The organism is Mycobacterium vicinigordonae (assembly GCF_013466425.1).
Lineage (GTDB): Bacteria > Actinomycetota > Actinomycetes > Mycobacteriales > Mycobacteriaceae > Mycobacterium > Mycobacterium vicinigordonae.
Map to the genome: position 1 here is coordinate 4,808,324 of NZ_CP059165.1, position 16,474 is coordinate 4,824,797.

The window sequence follows — 16,474 nt, forward strand, 5'->3', positions numbered from 1 at the left end:
CCGCGCTACCGGCTCAAATAACCGCGCAGCAGCTCCGCCGCTGCGCTAATGCGCTCGACCGAGACCCGCTCGTCGCTGGTATGCGCCAAATTTGGATCACCCGGTCCGTAGTTCAGCGCGGGGATGCCGCGGGCAGCGAACCGCGACACGTCGGTCCAGCCGTACTTGGCCCGTACTTGTCCCCCGGCCGCCGCCACCAGCTTCGCGGCCGCCGGCGCTGTCAAACCGGGCAACGCGCCCGCGGCGGAGTCGGTCAACGCGATGCCGACGTCGAGCCCGTCGAGCACCTCGTGAACGTGCGCGAGGGCGGCGTCCACCGAGCGGTCGGGGGCGAAGCGGAAGTTGACCGTCACCGAAGCCGCGTCGGGGATCACGTTGCCGGCGATCCCGCCGTCGATCCGCACCGCGGACAATCCTTCCCGGTACACACATCCGTCGATGTCTACGCTGCGCGCCCGATAGCCGGCGAGTCGGTCCAACACCGCGCCGAGTTTGTGGATTGCATTGTCGCCCAACCACGACCGTGCCGAGTGAGCGCGGGTTCCCTTGGCGCTGACCACGACTCGCAAGGTGCCCTGGCAACCCGCCTCGACGAAGCCGCCGGTGGGCTCGCCCAAGATAGCCACATCCGCCGTCAGCCAGTCCGGCAGCTCCCGCTCCAGGCGGCCCAAACCGTTTGCTGCCGAATCGATTTCCTCGCAGTCGTACATCACCAGAGTGAGGTCGTGGACCGGATCAGCGACGGTCGCGGCCAGGTGCAAGAAGACCGCGTCACCGGACTTCATGTCGGAAGTTCCGCAACCGTACAATTCACCGCCGACACGACGGCTGGGCAGGTTGTCTGCCGCCGGGACCGTGTCCAAGTGGCCGGCCAGCAGCACCCGCGACGGCCGGCCCAGCGTCGTGCGGGCTAGCACCGCGTTGCCGTTGCGGACGATATCGAAGCCCGACGTCTGGGCGCGCAGGGCCGCCTCGACCTCTTCGACGATGCGCGCCTCATGCCGCGACTCGCTGGGGATGTCGACCAGCGCCGCGGTCAGCGCAACGGGATCGCCACGAAGGTCCAACACGCCCCCAGTATGCCGAGCAGACGCAAACGCACCTTAGCGGGCGGCGCGTCGGGTGCTTTTGTGTCTGCTCGGCGGGGAAAGTAAATTGACCGCCGTGACTGGAGCTGCAGGCATTGGCCTGGCGACGCTGGCTTCCGACGGAGCTGTCTTGGACACCTGGTTTCCGGCGCCGGAACTCACCGAATCGGGCGAGTCCCGCACGTCTGCCACGTCGCGACTGGCGCTCTCGGACGTGCCTGCCGAGCTGGCCGCTTTGGTCGGCCGCGACGACGATCGCCGCACCGAGACCATCGCCGTACGCACCGTGATCGGGTCGCTGGACGACCAGGCCGCCGACGCGTACGACGCCTACCTGCGGTTGCATCTGCTCTCGCACCGCCTGGTCGCGCCGCACGGGCTGAACGCCGGCGGCTTGTTCGGAGTATTGACCAACGTGGTCTGGACCAATCGGGGCCCCTGCGCGGTCGACGGCTTCGAAGCAGTGCGGGCGCGGCTGCGCCGGCACGGGGCGGTGGCGGTGTACGGCGTTGACAAATTCCCCCGGATGGTCGACTACGTGCTGCCCACGGGCGTGCGCATCGCCGACGCCGACCGGGTGCGCCTGGGCGCCCACTTAGCGCCGGGTACCACGGTGATGCACGAAGGCTTCGTCAACTTCAACGCCGGCACCCTGGGCGCATCCATGGTCGAGGGCCGCATTTCGGCGGGTGTGGTGGTGGGCGACGGCTCCGACGTCGGCGGTGGCGCCTCGATCATGGGCACCCTGTCCGGCGGCGGCGAGCAAGTGATCTCGATCGGCAAACGCTGCCTACTGGGCGCCAACGCGGGACTGGGCATCTCGCTGGGCGACGACTGCGTCGTGGAGGCCGGGCTGTATGTCACCGCGGGCACCAAGGTGAGCACGCCCGACGGCAAGACGCTCAAAGCCGCCGAGCTGTCCGGCGGCAACAACCTGCTGTTCCGCCGCAATTCGCTGAGCGGCGCGGTCGAGGTGGTGCCGCGAGGCGGTCAGGGCATCGCGCTCAACGAGGACCTGCACGCCAACTGATCATCGTTCCGTTCGTTTCGGGCAGCAGATAGGTGCATACCAGGCTGGTAGCAACCAATCCCGCCAGCAACACTCCCACCGACCAACTGCCGTAGCTGCCGATCAGCGTGCCGGCAATCAACGGCGGCACCGCGCCTCCGGCGATACCACCGAGGTTCACCGCCAGCGCCGACCCCGTGTAGCGGTACCGGGTGTCGAACAATTCCGGGATGAACGATGCGGTGGGCCCCGAGCCGATTCCGACCAGGGCGTAAATGCCGATGATTGCAACGGCATAGCCAACCGGACTGCCGGTGCCGATCAGCGGCATCACCAATACCGACCACGGTAAACAGGCGCTAAAGCCGATGAGCATCAGGCGGCGCCGACCGAACCGGTCGCACAACGTGGCCGAGGTCGCGACGGACGCGATGCTGACCAGCCCGCCGAGCACTCCAACGGACAGGATGAAGACCCGAGAAAACCCCAGGTGGTTGTGCGTATATCCGGGCAGGAAAGTGCTGGCCATGTACACCAGTGCGAACGGCGTCAGCACGCTGCCGGCCGCCAGTAACACCTCGCGGCGCTGCAGGCGCAGCACCTCCGAGACCGGCGCGTCGGGCACCAGGTTGCGGGCCTTCTCCGCGGCGAAGACCGGTGTTTCCTCAATATTGAGCCGCACGTAGAGCGCGATCACGATCAGCACGGCGCTGATCAGGAACGGAACCCGCCATCCCCAATCCAAAAATTCCCGACTGTTCTCGCCGATCGTAAAGCTGACGCCGAGGAAAGTGATACCGGCGATGACGGTCGCCGTACCCCCGCCGATCAGGGTGAACATGCCGTATCGGCCGCGCTTTGCCGGTGGCGCGGACTCCACGCTGAGTAGAGCCGATCCGGCCCATTCGCCGCCTACCGCGAAACCCTGTAGCAGGCGCAGACCGGTCAGCATCAGCGGCGCCAACATGCCGACATCGGCCGGAGTGGGCACCAGCCCCACCGACACCGTCGAGAAGGCCATGATCAGCAAGGTGGCGATCAAGGTTTTCTTGCGGCCCAACCGGTCGCCGTAGTACCCGAACACGGCCGCTCCCAGCGGTCGCGACAGGAACGCCGCGGCGAACGTGCCCATTGAGGCGATGGTGGCCACGGTCGGATTCAGGTGCGGAAAGAACACCACCGGGAACACCAGTGCGGCCGCCGTGCCGTAAATGAGGAAGTCGTAGAACTCAATCGCCGAGCCGACGTAGCAGGCCAGCGCTACCCGCGCCATCGAAGTGGTGCGGGCCGCGTCCGCCACGGTGACCACGGCGGCGCCGCGTCCATCGTTGCGTCGATTCACGCTGACGACGGTAGGGCAACCTTTCCGATAACGCCCGTCGCTACGGCTGGCAAAATGCTGCGAGTCGCGTCACGATTCGGGCACGGCCCTCTCAAGCCGGCCAGCCCTGGCCCACCACTCCCGCGCACCGACCGTAAGAATGCTGCCAAGTTGCTGAGCATTTATTGTCTGCCGCACGCACCGCAATCGGACGTCAGCGTCGTCCGAATCGTTCCCGCAGCTGGGGGTCGTGCTCCCACCACAGCGTGGACGGCGCGGTTTCGTCGGCGCGGCACGCGTCCGTTCGATCTGACGTCGCATCGTTCTCGCTCAAGTCTGTGAACTGCACGTCCAGCCGGTTGTCCAGCTGCGCGTCGATGTCAACCGCGTGCGCCTGTTCATCGCGGGACAACGCGCGCATCAGCAGCAGCAAAAACGGCCAGGCGACTAGATCGCCGACGATCCACAGCACACCGGCCCCGATCGTCTGATCCAGACGCTGATCAGGGCCCCAGGTGCGCGCCTCGTAGTAGCTTGCCGCGATCAGGGATCCCTGCCAGATGACTAGGCCCAGCACACCGTCGGCCAACGCCTCGACGACCGTGATCACCAGCGATATCAACTGGGAGTATCTGCGCGGCACTGGGTCCGCTTGCAGGCGAGCGTAGAAATAGCCAAAGCCTATTGCTACCAGCAGGATTCGTGTCGGTGCGCCAACCCAGTCGCTGCGCAGCGCCGCCTCGTACCAGGGAGTCATATAGAGCAGCCACGGCGCAGCCAGCATTGCCAGCGACGTGGTCAGCGGGTGGGCGAGTAGGCGTGCGATCGGGCGGGCCAACAGGCGCTCGACGCGGTCGCGCCCCACCGGACCCAGTGCCTCGCACACGACGGAGACCGGTCTGCCCAACGCCAGAAACAGTGGCACCACGTAGAGCAGCAGCAAAACCTGCAGCGCACGCATCCAGAACAGGGAGTAGGCGTATGCGCCGACGCCGCTCAGTGTCGCCACCGCCCACAACGCCAGGCCCAGACCGAAGCACACGGCAGGTCCCGACCCCGCCGAATGCGGTCTTGCCCGCTGATAGCAACGGAAATAGCAGCCAGCCGCGGCCGCCATAACCATGACGGAGGGCACGTCCAGCTGCCCGCTCGTGACGGCTGAACTCCACGTCAGTGGACCAGGATCGATACGCACAATCCACGACGGTATTGCGGTTGGCAGTGCTCGACCACCCGCATGAGCGGCCCCGGCACTCAGTTGACGCTTGTACGATCGATTTCCTCGATACCGGGGGGATACCGGGGCGGGAAAACCGTCCGGCGCTGCCGCGGCAATCGACATGGTGGAGGTTAGCCGGATGGCCCGACAAGGCACGGACTGGTGATGGACTTTCCGGGATTGGGCCTGGTCTCCGTGTCGGGGTTCGAGCGGCCTTGGCTGTTCGTTCTGTTGCTGGTTCCCCTGGGTTTGGCGGTCCTATATGTGTGGGCCTCGATTCGGCGCCGGCGCCGCCTGCAGCGGTTTGCCACTACCGAGATGCTGCCGTCGGTGGCGCCGCGTCGCGCGTCTGGGTGGCGTCACGTGCCGATGGCGGTAATGCTGGTCGCGTTGGCCCTGTTGACGGTGGCACTGACCGGCCCGTCCCGCGACGTCAAGGTGCCCCGGAATCGGGCGGTGATCATGCTCGCCATCGACGTCTCTCAATCGATGCGGGCGACGGATGAGCCGCCCAGCCGTCTGGAGGCGGCCAAGGCCGCGGCGAAGCGGTTCGCCCAGCAATTGACCCCGGGGGTCAACCTCGGTCTGATCGGCTTCTCCGGGACGGTCAACGTGCTGGTGTCGCCGACGCCCGATCATGCGGCCACCATCGCTGCGCTGGACAACCTGCGTCCCGGCGACTCCACGGCGATCGGCGAGGCGCTTTCCTCGGCTCTTCAATCAGTCGCCACCGTAGCCGCCGTGCTCAGCAGCGGTGATGCGCCGCCGCCCGCCCGTATCGTGCTGCTTTCCGACGGCAAAGAGAACAAACCGGAGCATCCGGACAACTCCGGCACCCCACGCGGCGCGTACGTCGCGGCGCGATCCGCGAAGGACCAAGGGGTTCCGATCTCCACCATCGCCTTCGGTACCAAGGAGGGCACGGTAGAGCTGGCAGATCAGCTGGTGCCAGTGCCGGTCGACGATTCGATGCTCAAACGCATCGCCGAGCTCTCCGGCGGGCAGTCGTATCGGGCGTCGAACGTCGACGATCTCAACCGCAGCTACGACGCGGTGCAACAACAGGTCGGGTACCAGACCATCCAGGGCCCGGCCAGCGCGGGATGGCTGCGGCTTGGAGTGCTGGTGGCCACCATCGGAATGGTGCTGGCCCTCCGCCTCAATCGTCGGTTACCCGCGTAATGCTGGGCCTGCCAAGGGAAGTCGGTTCTCGATGAATTTGCCACTGCTGGGGCCACTAACCTTTTCCGGTTTCTCCGACGCCTGGCTGTTCCTCTATTTGTTGATCGTCGCCCTGCTGATCGCGGCCTACGTAGTTGCGACATTGGCTCGGCGCCGACGCATGATGCGCTTCGCCAACATGGCGCTGCTCGAACAAGTCGCGCCAGCGCGACAACCCGGCCGGTGGCGGCATCTGCCGGTCGCGTTGCTGGTGGTGGCGCTCGCGCTGCTGACCACCGCGATGGCTGGTCCCACCCACGACATCCGGATCCCACGCAACCGCGCGGTTGTCATGCTCGTCATCGACGTCTCCGAGTCGATGGTTGCCACCGACGTCGCACCCAGTCGCATCGAGGCAGCCAAGGCCGCGGGCAAGGCTTTCACCGATGAACTCACCCCCGGTATCAACCTGGGACTGGTTGCGTTCGGCGGTACCGCCACGCTGCTGGTGCCACCGACCACCAACCGCACCGCGATGAAGGCCGCAATCGACCATCTGCAGCCCGAGGAACGCACCGCGACTGGCGAAGCGATATTCACCGCGCTGCAAGCCATCGCCACCGTCGTCGGAATCATCGGCGGCGGCGACGGCAAGCCACCGCCCGCGCGGATCGTGCTCGAATCCGACGGCAAGGAGACCGTCCCGGTGGATTTGAACGCGCCCCGTGGCGCTTTCACCGCCGCACGCGCCGCCAAAGATCAGGGTGTCCAGATCTCCACCATTTCCTTCGGCACCCTAGAGGGAACCGTCAACCTCAATGGGACCGACGTCCCGGTACCCGTTGACGACGAGTCGCTGGGGCAGATCGCCGAATTATCTGGTGGACAAGCCTTTCAAGCCCGCAGCTTGGACCAACTTCGACAAACCTACGCCGCTCTCCAACAGCAGATCGGGTACGAAACGATCAAGGGCGACGCCAGTGCCGCCTGGATCGGTTTGGGCGTGGTCCTGTTGGCCGCCTCGCTAGCCGCGGCCGCGTTGCTCAACCGGCGGCTGCCAGACTGACTCAGGCGTCATCCCTCGTCGATCAGCTGCTTCTTCAGCACTTTGCCCAGCGCGTTGCGGGGAAGCTGGTCCACGATGCGCACCTCGCGGGGCCGCTTGTGCACCGAAAGTTGTTCAGCGACAAAGCTAATCAGCTCATTCGGGGCGGCGGAACCGACGACGTAGGCGACAATCCGCTGGCCCAGGTCCTCATCGGGCAGCCCCACCACGGCGGCTTCGTCAACGCCGGAATGACCCAGCAGCACGGTTTCGATTTCACCGGCGCCGATGCGGTAGCCACCGGACTTGATCAAATCGACGGACTCGCGGCCCACGATGCGGTGCATGCCGCCGTCGTCGACGACGGCGACGTCGCCGGTGCGGTACCAGCCGTCAGCCGTGAATGCCTCGGCGGTGGCCTCGGGCCGGTTCAGGTATCCGGCGAATAGGGTGGCACCGCGGACCTGCAGCTTGCCGACAGTCTCGCCGTCGTGCGCCACCGGCTCACCGTGGTCATCGACCATCCGGGTCTGCACGCCGGTCAGCGGGAGCCCCACCCAGCCCGGACGGCGTTCGCCGTCGGCGCGGGTGGACACGGTGATCAGCGATTCCGACGCGCCGTAGCGTTCGATGGGTCGGTGTCCAGTCAATGCCTCGAGCCGCTCGAAGACAGGCACCGGCAGCGCCGCGCTGCCGGACACCAATAATCTTGCTGATCTTAGTGATTCGGCTGCGACAGCGTCGGCCACCACCCGCGACCACACGGTCGGCACCCCGAAGTAGAGCGTGCCCCCCGCTTGGGCATATCCGGCCGGAGTGGGTTTTCCGGTGTGCACGAAGCGATTTCCAACCCGCAGTGACCCGAGCAGACCGAGCACCAGGCCGTGGATGTGATACAGCGGCAGGCCGTGCACCAGCACGTCGTCGGCGGACCAGTGCCAGGCCTCGGCGAGCGCGTCCAGGTCGGCGGCGATCGCGCGGCGGCTCACCTGCACACCTTTGGGTAATCCCGTCGTGCCCGAGGTATACACCACCATCGCCAGCGAATCGGGTGAGGGCTCAGCGTACCGATGCCAGGACCGCGCGTGCAGTCGCACCGGAATGTGTTGCAGCCCATCAGGATCGTCGGGCTGTGGCCCCAGCCACGCCTGGGCGCCGGAATCGGTGAGCATGTGCCGCCGTTCGGCCACACCGACGTCGGCGGGCACCGGAACCACCGGGACGCCGGCGATCAGGCAGCCGACGATGGCCAGCACCGTCGACGCGGTGGGGGTGGCCAGCACCGCGACCATCCGAGCGCCCGCGACCCGCTCGGCGACCGATGTGGCGGCGCCTACCAGATCGCCGCGGCTAAGCCGGAATCCGTCGATACTGACCGCGTCGGGGATGTCGTTGGCGGTCGCGGCCGCGGGATTCAGCGAGGTCAGCAGCACGTCAGTGAGGCTACCGACCCTCGTCCCAGATCTTCATCAGGGTGGCCAAGATCTCCTCGCCGCGGCCCAGCCCGGCCAGATGACTCTCCTCGGGCAGATGGAACAGCTCGGCGTCGGGCAGCCGCGCGACCACGTGCTCGCCGTGGGAGAACGGGATGATGTGGTCGTGGTCGCCGTGCCACCAGCGAACCGGGACCTTTACTTCGTCGAGCCGGAACCCCCAGTCCCGGGCGAACAGGATGACGTCGTTGAACGGCGCGGCGAGTTGTTTGCGGCTGCCGTTGAGTAGGTCGTCGAGAAACATCGCCTTGAACTCGGGCCGGGTTAGCAGGTGCCGGTCGGCCTCGGGTGAGAGCAGGGCGTACACCTCCAGCGCACTGGACGCGACCGGCCTGATCGACTGGATCAGCATGCTGGCGCCGATGCGCAGCGGGTTGCCGCCGAACCTCAGCAACGGCGCAACCCGCAGACCCAGCGTCATCGCCCCGCCGCTGATGGCCTCGGGTCCCTGGGTGGGGGCCACCCCGCCAAGCACGCCAAGGGCCACCACCCGATCCCCCAGCCGCGCGCCGCAGGCCAGCGCGTAGGGTCCGCCACCGGACAGGCCGACGACGGCCATCCTCTCGATGCCGAAGGTGTCGGCGATGGTGCGCAGGTCTTCGGCGAATTCCGAGATGGCCTCGTAGCGGTGTGGTGTCGAGGAACCGATGCCGGGCCGGTCAATGCCGATCAGCCGGATGTCGTGGTGTTCGGCGTAGACCCGGGCCTCGGTCGGGATCTGCCGTCGGGCGCCCGGCGTGCCGTGCAGCCAGAACACGGCGCGCCCCTGCGGAGCTCCGAATTCGGCAAAGCCGATCTGACGGTTCTCGCCGACGGCGATATTTCCTTCGATCTTGGGACGATCGATCGCGACGGCCATGCCGGAGGCCTTTCTCTGAGAGGGCGTGAGCGCGTTCGAATCTTACTGGTGCGCTGCGAACACGCTTCACTAGGCGTTGAGCACCCGTTCACCGATGATCCGCTGCCCGCGCAGATCAGCCAGTTCGTCGCGGGAAAGCCCCAGCGCGCAAAGGATCTCGTCGTTGTGCTGGCCCAGGGTAGGCGGTGCGCTGCGGTGGTGGCTAGCGGGGCCGGGCGTAATCCGAAACGGCCAGCCAGGATAGCGGCGCGGTCCCGTGACGGGGTGCTCGAACTCTTCGTAGAACCGCCGGGCGTCGAGCTGCGCGAAATCGTACATCCGGTCGCCGGTGGTCACTTGTTCAGCCGGGATGCCTTGTGCCCGAAGCATTTCGACGACGACATTCGGTGTCAGGGTGCGGGTCCAGGCGGTCACCAGTTCGTCGAACAAGTCGTGGTCGATGCCGCCCTCGTCGGGCACAGACAGGGCCACCCAGGCCTGGTCTTCGCTGGTCGGATACACACCCTGCAGCCACCCCCGCCGACGGTTACCCTCGCGCGGGCGCACTACGCCGTTCATCGAATACTCGATTACGGGTTCGGCGGTGACGCAGGCGGCGACCTCAATCTGGGCGATCTCGATCAACCCGCCCTCGCCGGTACGTCGCCGGTGATCCAGCGCGGCCAAGAGCGCAACCCCGGCGTGCACCCCGACGATCGGATCGGCGGGCCCCTGCACATTGCACGGCGGGCCGTCGGCGTATCCGGTCGCGGCCGTCATGCCGGAGGTCTGCTCGATGTTCAGCGCCCAGCCGACGTAGTCGCGCCACGGCCCTTCCAGACCGAAGCCGGGCATCCGGACCGCGATCACGTCAGGGTTCAGTTTCACCAGCGACTCATAATCCAGCCCGAACTGCTCCACCACGCGCGGGGAGAAGTTCTCCACTACGACGTCGGCCTGCGCGGCCAGCCGGTGGACGATATCGCGGCCGCGCTGGGAGCTCAGGTCGAGGGTGAGGTCGCGCTTGTTCAGGTTGGTGGCCTGCCACAGAGCGCTGCGCTCGTACCAGTCGTCGCCCTCGAAAGGGTAAGCGCCCGAGTACCTGTGCCCGTCGGGCCGCTGGATGGATTCGACCTTGACGATGTCTGCACCGAGCGCTCCCAGGTAGCAGGTGAGGTAGGCACCGGCCCAGAAGGTGGTCAGGTCCAGCACCCGCAACCCGCCGAACGCATGGTCCGGCGAGTGGTGCGGGTCCGCCATTTCTGGCCCGGAATTTCGCGCCGCGGTTGCCCGCGCGGGACCAGAAAAGCGGAACGGCGAGCCCGGCCGCCGGAATCCTGGACCCTGCACGAAAAATCCGCGCTTGGCGTACTGCGGGGAGTCCAACACGGTGGCGCCGTCGTTCACCGGCGCAGCCGGGATCCGCATCGCCTGGCTCAGCTCGATGAGTTCGGCGACCGTCTGCGCGGCCAGCAACGGTTCCGCCTTGGCGAAGAACTCGGCGCGCTGCGGGCCCCCCATCATGATGGCGATCTGGTGCTCACCGAACTCGGACAGTCCGAGCATCGCGCACACGTCGAGCCAGTGCTGGCCGGTAAGACAGTTGATACCCACCCAGCCGTCGGCGGCGCGCACCACGCCCAGCATCGGCGCGGCCCGCATATTCGGTGGCAGCCCAAGGCTTTTCATCCGCTCGGCCATCAGCATTGGGTAGGGCAGTGTCGACAGCAGCGACTCGAATTCCGAGACGTCGACCTGCCTCAAGCCGGCATCGGGCAGTCGCAGTGCGGTCAACGCACCCAGCGCGCCGTAGGCACCCGCCACGTACTCCGAAATCCGAGCGCCGGCCTGTACCGGCGGGCGATCGGGATCCCGGGTGCTGACCCAGCCCGACACCGCCTGCAGGGTCAACGGCGAGGACACGCGGTCACGCCACGGCCCGGTCTGGCCGAACGGAGAAATGCTCAGCTGCACTAGGTTCGGATTGAGCTTGGTCAGCTCGGCGCTGCCGAGCCCGAACGAATCCAGCGTGCCCGGCGGTAGGTTCTCGACCAGGACGTGCGCCCAGGCTACGAGTTCGGGCGCCTCTTGCAGGCTGGCAATTCGCTTGCCCGCGTTGAGGTATTCGAACATTCCGGATCGCTCCGGATCGATCACACCATCCCGGAAGGGTCCCCAGTACCGCAGCTTGTCCCCGCCGGGCGGTTCGATCTTAACGACGTCCGCCCCAAGATCCACGAAAAGCTTTGTGGCATAAGGGCCGGATATCTCGGTGGCGATTTCGACGATATGCAGGCCCGCGAGGGGTCCGCTCACGCGGGGACGCCGATCGCCATCGGCTCCATGTACTGGTGCACGCCGGTGATGCCGCCGCCCTCACGGCCAAGACCGCTCAGCTTGAAGCCGCCGAACGGCGCGCCGCCCGCACCGCATCCGTTGACCGCGACCTGCCCGGTCCGAATCCGTCGGGCGACACCGACGGCCCGGTCCACGTCGCCGCCCCACACCGCACCGGAAAGACCGTATGCCGAGTTGTTCGCGATCGCGACCGCGTCTCGATCGTCGCGGTACCGGATCACGCTGAGCACCGGTCCGAACACTTCCTCCTGCGCGATAACCGAATTCGGCTGCACCCCGGTGAGGATTGTCGGCTCGAAATAGAAGCCGACGTCTAGGCCGGCCGGCCGGTGGCCGCCGGTGGCCAGCTGGGCTCCCTCATCGAGCGCCCCGGCGACATGCGCCTCGACTCGGCCCCGTTGAGCGTCGCTGATCAGCGGGCCCATCTGCACCTCGGGGTCGGCTGGGTCGCCTACCTTGACGGCGCGGGCCAACGTCACCAGGCGTTCGACGACGTCGTCGTGCAGCGAATCGGGCAGCAGCAGCCGGCTTTGCAGGATGCAGGCCTGCCCGGAATGCAGCGAACAGCAGTCGAACAACAACTGCTGCAGCATCTCGTCGGTGACCTCGGTGTCGTCGAGGATGATGCAAGCCGACTTTCCGCCTAGCTCCAGCAGGATCCGCTTGAGCGTGTCACCGGCGGCCGACATGACCTGCCGCCCAACGACGCTGCTGCCGGTAAAGCTGACCATGTCGACCCGCGGGTCGGTGGTGAGCAGCCTGGCCGCCTCGACACTCGAGGGCGTGACGACGTTGACCACGCCCGGCGGGATGTCGGTGTGCTCGTCGATCAGTCGCGCCAGCGCCAGCCCCGCCGCCGGGGTGAGTGGCGAAGGCTTGAGAACCACGGTGTCGCCCGCAGCCAGCGCATGGTTGAGCTTCATGACGTTGAGGCAATGCGGGAAGTTCCACGGCGTCAGGATGGACACCACGCCCAGCGGCTCGTGCCGCAGCAGGGTCTTCCCGGCTCCGATCCCGGTTACCTCTTGGTCCGCAAGCTGGGTGGCCAGCTGTGCGGCGTGCATGGACATGAACGCAGCGCCGTCGATCTGCATCAGCCGCTCGTTTTCGGTGCATCCCCACTCGACGCGCGACAGCGCGAAGAAGTCGTCGGCGTACTTCAACAGTGCCTGGCCGAGTTGGTTGAGGCACTCGGCGCGGTCCTCGGCGCTCGTGGTTGCCCAGGGCCCGTCGTCGAATGCGCGGCGCGCCGCACCGATCGCGGCACCGACCTGGTCGACGCTGGCGTCTGGTGCGGTAGCGATGACCTGTTCGGTGACGGGCGAGATGTCTTCGTAGCGGCCGCCTTCGGGTTCGACCCACTGGCCGTCGATGTAGAGCTGGTAGGTGTCAACAAGCGTTGGTAACATCTGCGTCCTCACCGAATGTCGGTCATCTATCCCCTTGGTGTACACCCGCGGACACCCTGCGTCAATCGTCAGCTGCCTGAATTTCGATGTATTCCAATATGTTGAGGTTGTATTGACAGGCTCTGTCGCGGGGTAGTAAACACGATGCTCAGGACACTTTGCCCAAATGTGTCGGATCGGAGAGTCCTCATGGTGCAGGCCGACGCTGAGCTGCACTCATCAGAGTTCCCGCTGCACTCCCCCGACTTCTACGCCGGCGATCCTTATCCGGCTTACCGGCAACTGCGCGCGACATCCCCGGTGGTATGGAACGGCGTCACCAACTTCTGGGCGCTACTCAAGTACGAGGACATCCGCTTCGTATCCACCAACCCGGCGCTATTCACGTCCACCAAGGGCATCAGCATTCCGGACCCGGAAATGCCGAACCCGGTGCAGGAGGGCAACCTCATCTTCACCGATCCGCCCCGGCACCGGCAGATGCGCAAGCTGATCAACGCCGGTTTCACCCGGCGCCGGGTTGCAGTGCTCGAACCGAAGATTCGCGAGATCGTGGGCGGCATCCTCGATCGGGTCGAGCCGGGGTCGGTGCACGAGTTCGCCGAAGAGGTCGCCGCACCGCTGCCCACCCGGATGATCGCCGAACTGATCGGCGCTCCGCCGGATGACTGGGAGCAGTTCCGCATCTGGTCAGACGCCGCCACCGGGACGGCCGATCCGGAGATCGAGCTCGACCCGTTCGTCGCGATCGGCCAGCTGTTCGAGTACTTCCAGAAACTGATCGCCGCGCGGCGCGCCGACCCCCGCGACGACCTGCTGTCGGTGTTGGCCGAGGCCGACATCGACGACCACCGCCTCAGCGACGAGGACCTGCTCAACTTCACCTTCCTGCTGCTGGTGGCCGGCAACGAGACCACTCGCAATCTGATCGCGCTGGGTACGTTGGCACTGATCGGCCACCCCGACCAGTGCCGGCTGCTGGTAGCGGACCCCACGCTGATCCCGATGGCGGTCGAGGAGATGCTGCGCTGGACCAGCCCGGTGGTGAGCATGTCGCGGGTAGCCACCCGCGACGTAGAGCTACGCGGCCAGTTGATCCGCGAGGGTCAGGTGGTATCGATGCTGTACGGCTCGGCCAACCGCGACGAGGACGTATTCGGCAGTGACGCCGAGGAATTCAAGGTGACTCGACACCCCAATCCGCACATTGCGTTCGGGTGTGGCGAACACTCCTGCATCGGATCGCAATTAGCGCGGCTGGAGGCCACCGTGCTGTTCGAGGAGTTGCTGCGCCGCTTCCCCCGGCTGGAACTCGTCGGAGAGGTCGACCGGATGAAGGCCACCATGGTTCCCGGGGTGAAGCGGATGCCGGTACGGCTGGGGGCCTGAGGTATGGATCTCGAATACACGCCCGAGCAGCAACGGCTGCGTGCGCAGATGCGCGCCACCCTGGAACAGGTGATGACACCCGAGCGTGTCGCGGCGATCGGCCGGAACATCGAGGGCGGACCCGCGGTGCGAGAGTGCGTGCGCGCTCTTGCCGCGGCCAATTTGCTTGGCGTCGGCTGGCCTAAAGAGTATGGCGGGCAAGGATTCTCGGCGATCGAGCAATATATCTTCGGCGAGGAGGCGCGCCGCGCGGGAGCGCCGATCCCGCTGGTGACGCTCAATACCGTCGGGCCGACGCTGATGCAACGCGGCACCGAGGAGCAGAAGCGCAAGTTCCTGCCGGCGATTCTGGACGGCAGCGTCGAGTTCGCGATCGGCTACTCCGAACCAGGCGCGGGTAGTGACCTGGCCTCGGTGCGCACTACCGCTGTCCGTGACGGGGACGAATACGTGATCAACGGCCAGAAGATGTTCACCAGCGGCGCCGCTTACGCAGACTATATTTGGCTGGCAGTCCGCACCGATCCAAATGCGAAGAAGCACAAAGGCATTTCCATTTTGATCGTGCCGACCTCGTCGCCGGGATTCTCCTGGCAGCCGCTGCACACCATGCCGGGCATCTCAACCTTCTACACGTTCTACGACAATGTGCGGGTTCCGGTCAGCGCGCTGGTGGGCGAGGAGAACCAGGGGTGGCAGCTGATCACCACCCAGCTGAATTTTGAACGCGCCGCGTTGGGAAATCTGGGCGCCCTCGAGCCGCTGTTCGAGAAGACGCTGCACTGGGCCGCCACAACCGAACTCGACGGCGCCCGGGTGATCGACCAGCCCTGGGTTCAGCTCGCTCTGGCCCGGGTCGAAGCTCAGGTCGCCGCATACAAACTTGTCAATCTGCGGGTCAACGCCGCGATGACCAAGGGCGTACTCAATATGGGGGAGGCATCGGCGGCCAAGGTGTTCGGCACCGAGCTGACCCAACAGGTCGCCCGCCAGCTACTGGAGGTGCTGAACGGCAACGGGGTGCGCCGCGGCGCCGACGCCCCGCTGCGCGGCGCTTTGGAGACGGCGTACCGTCAAGCCGTCATCAACACCTTCGGCGGCGGTGCCAACGAGATTCAGCGTGACATCATCGCCATGGCAGGCTTGGGCATGCCGCGCGCACCGCGTGACCTGCGCGCCACCGAAAAGGAGGTTCCAGCTAAGTGACCGACCCAGAGCTTCAGACCGAGCTGCAGGCATTGGTAAACAAGCCCACTGGCGGCACCGGAAAGCCCTCGGTGGCACCGGATCCGGTGAACCAGCCGATGATCCGGCATTGGGCGTATGCGATGGACGACCTGAACCCGGTATACATCGACCCGGATTTCGCGGCGGCCTCGCGCTACGGCGGCATCGTGTCGCCGCCGGTGATGCTGCAGACCTGGACGATGCCCTCGCCCAAGCTGGAAGGGATCGGCGACCGCGGTGGCGCACCAATCGAGATCAAGAGCAACCCGACCGCATTTCTCGACGAGGCCGGCTACACCAGCACGGTGGCCACCAACTCCGAGTTCGAGATCGAACGATACCCGCGACTGGGTGACCTGATCAGCGCGACGACGGTCTACGAGTCAGTGTCGGACGAGAAGAAGACGGCATTGGGCACCGGCTTCTTCCTGACCTGGCTGACCACCTACACCAACCAGCACGGCGAAGTGCTGGGCCGGCAACGCTTCCGCGTGCTGCGATTCAGGCCGGCCCGCTAATGGCGACCCGGATGGCGCCGGCCATCAGCCCGGACACCGAGTTTTACTGGAATGGCCTGCGGGACAACAAGTTGTTGATCCAACGCTGCCGCGGGTGCGGGGTGCTGCGTCATCCGCCCCGGCCGATGTGCCCGCACTGCCGGTCCCTGGAGTGGGAGACGGTGCAGGCGTCCGGCCGCGGCAATGTGTACAGCTACGTGATGCCGCATCAGCCGCGAGTCCCGTTCTTCGACTACCCCTACATCGTGGTGCTGGTCGAGCTCGAGGAGGGTGTCCGGCTAGTGTCGAACCTGACCGATATCGACCCGGCAGAGGTGAAAGTCGGTATGCCAGTGGAGCTTTACTTCCAGACCTTCGACAACGACCTGACACTGCACCAGTTCCGGCCGAGCCAATAGC

General features: G+C 66.2%; 14 protein-coding genes. 7 read left to right on the forward strand and 7 right to left on the reverse strand.

From position 1 onward, the window contains the following. Positions 1 to 5 precede the first annotated feature (5 nt). Positions 6 to 1,070, reverse strand: coding sequence for a succinyl-diaminopimelate desuccinylase (gene dapE / locus H0P51_RS21425; protein ID WP_180914874.1), 1,065 nt, complete (start codon positions 1,068 to 1,070; stop codon positions 6 to 8). Positions 1,071 to 1,155: 85 nt separating this feature from the next. Between dapE and dapD the strand changes: the two genes are divergently transcribed. Next, positions 1,156 to 2,118, forward strand: a complete 963-nt coding sequence (gene dapD, locus H0P51_RS21430; RefSeq protein WP_180914875.1) for a 2,3,4,5-tetrahydropyridine-2,6-dicarboxylate N-succinyltransferase — start codon at positions 1,156 to 1,158, stop codon at positions 2,116 to 2,118. Here dapD and H0P51_RS21435 read toward each other — a convergent pair. Beyond that, on the reverse strand, positions 2,093 to 3,370 hold the full coding sequence (locus tag H0P51_RS21435; RefSeq protein ID WP_180919139.1) for an MFS transporter: 1,278 nt from the start codon (positions 3,368 to 3,370) through the stop codon (positions 2,093 to 2,095). The two genes, dapD and H0P51_RS21435, sit on opposite strands and share 26 nt — an antisense overlap. A 262-nt stretch (positions 3,371 to 3,632) precedes the next feature. Beyond that, positions 3,633 to 4,613, reverse strand: coding sequence for a cytochrome c oxidase assembly protein (locus H0P51_RS21440; protein WP_246398128.1), 981 nt, complete (start codon positions 4,611 to 4,613; stop codon positions 3,633 to 3,635). Positions 4,614 to 4,802: 189 nt separating this feature from the next. Between H0P51_RS21440 and H0P51_RS21445 the strand changes: the two genes are divergently transcribed. Together H0P51_RS21445 and H0P51_RS21450 are read left to right on the forward strand one after the other, a co-directional pair. Beyond that, entirely contained in the window at positions 4,803 to 5,819 is a 1,017-nt protein-coding gene (locus tag H0P51_RS21445; protein WP_180914876.1) for a VWA domain-containing protein, read from the forward strand. Between the two features lie 31 nt (positions 5,820 to 5,850). Then, positions 5,851 to 6,864 carry a VWA domain-containing protein gene (locus tag H0P51_RS21450; protein WP_180914877.1) on the forward strand — a complete coding sequence of 338 codons (1,014 nt, stop codon included), beginning with the start codon at positions 5,851 to 5,853 and terminating at the stop codon, positions 6,862 to 6,864. 8 nt (positions 6,865 to 6,872) lie between these two features. Here the strand turns inward: H0P51_RS21450 and H0P51_RS21455 are convergent, their stop codons facing one another. From H0P51_RS21455 to H0P51_RS21470, 4 genes are all read right to left on the reverse strand, one after another. After that, positions 6,873 to 8,276: an acyl-CoA synthetase gene (locus H0P51_RS21455; RefSeq protein WP_180914878.1), complete on the reverse strand. Its 1,404-nt coding sequence runs from the start codon at positions 8,274 to 8,276 to the stop codon at positions 6,873 to 6,875. Between the two features lie 10 nt (positions 8,277 to 8,286). Beyond that, positions 8,287 to 9,195 carry an alpha/beta fold hydrolase gene (locus tag H0P51_RS21460; protein WP_180914879.1) on the reverse strand — a complete coding sequence of 303 codons (909 nt, stop codon included), beginning with the start codon at positions 9,193 to 9,195 and terminating at the stop codon, positions 8,287 to 8,289. Between the two features lie 69 nt (positions 9,196 to 9,264). After that, positions 9,265 to 11,490 carry a CaiB/BaiF CoA transferase family protein gene (locus H0P51_RS21465; protein ID WP_180914880.1) on the reverse strand — a complete coding sequence of 742 codons (2,226 nt, stop codon included), beginning with the start codon at positions 11,488 to 11,490 and terminating at the stop codon, positions 9,265 to 9,267. Continuing rightward, positions 11,487 to 12,941 (reverse strand): aldehyde dehydrogenase family protein, encoded by a 1,455-nt coding sequence (locus H0P51_RS21470; RefSeq protein ID WP_180914881.1) that lies wholly within the window; start codon positions 12,939 to 12,941, stop codon positions 11,487 to 11,489. The genes H0P51_RS21465 and H0P51_RS21470 overlap by 4 nt, the downstream gene beginning before the upstream one ends. A gap of 189 nt (positions 12,942 to 13,130) precedes the next feature. Between H0P51_RS21470 and H0P51_RS21475 the strand changes: the two genes are divergently transcribed. The 4 genes from H0P51_RS21475 (at position 13,131) to H0P51_RS21490 (ending at position 16,473) form a co-directional block, all read left to right on the forward strand. Next, entirely contained in the window at positions 13,131 to 14,330 is a 1,200-nt protein-coding gene (locus H0P51_RS21475; RefSeq protein ID WP_180914882.1) for a cytochrome P450, read from the forward strand. Between the two features lie 3 nt (positions 14,331 to 14,333). Continuing rightward, positions 14,334 to 15,536, forward strand: a complete 1,203-nt coding sequence (locus tag H0P51_RS21480; RefSeq protein ID WP_180914883.1) for an acyl-CoA dehydrogenase family protein — start codon at positions 14,334 to 14,336, stop codon at positions 15,534 to 15,536. 71 nt (positions 15,537 to 15,607) lie between these two features. After that, positions 15,608 to 16,075: an FAS1-like dehydratase domain-containing protein gene (locus tag H0P51_RS21485; RefSeq protein WP_425489085.1), complete on the forward strand. Its 468-nt coding sequence runs from the start codon at positions 15,608 to 15,610 to the stop codon at positions 16,073 to 16,075. After that, positions 16,075 to 16,473 (forward strand): Zn-ribbon domain-containing OB-fold protein, encoded by a 399-nt coding sequence (locus H0P51_RS21490; protein ID WP_180914885.1) that lies wholly within the window; start codon positions 16,075 to 16,077, stop codon positions 16,471 to 16,473. Before H0P51_RS21485 ends, H0P51_RS21490 begins: the two co-directional genes overlap by 1 nt. The last annotated feature ends 1 nt before the right edge of the window (position 16,474 follow it).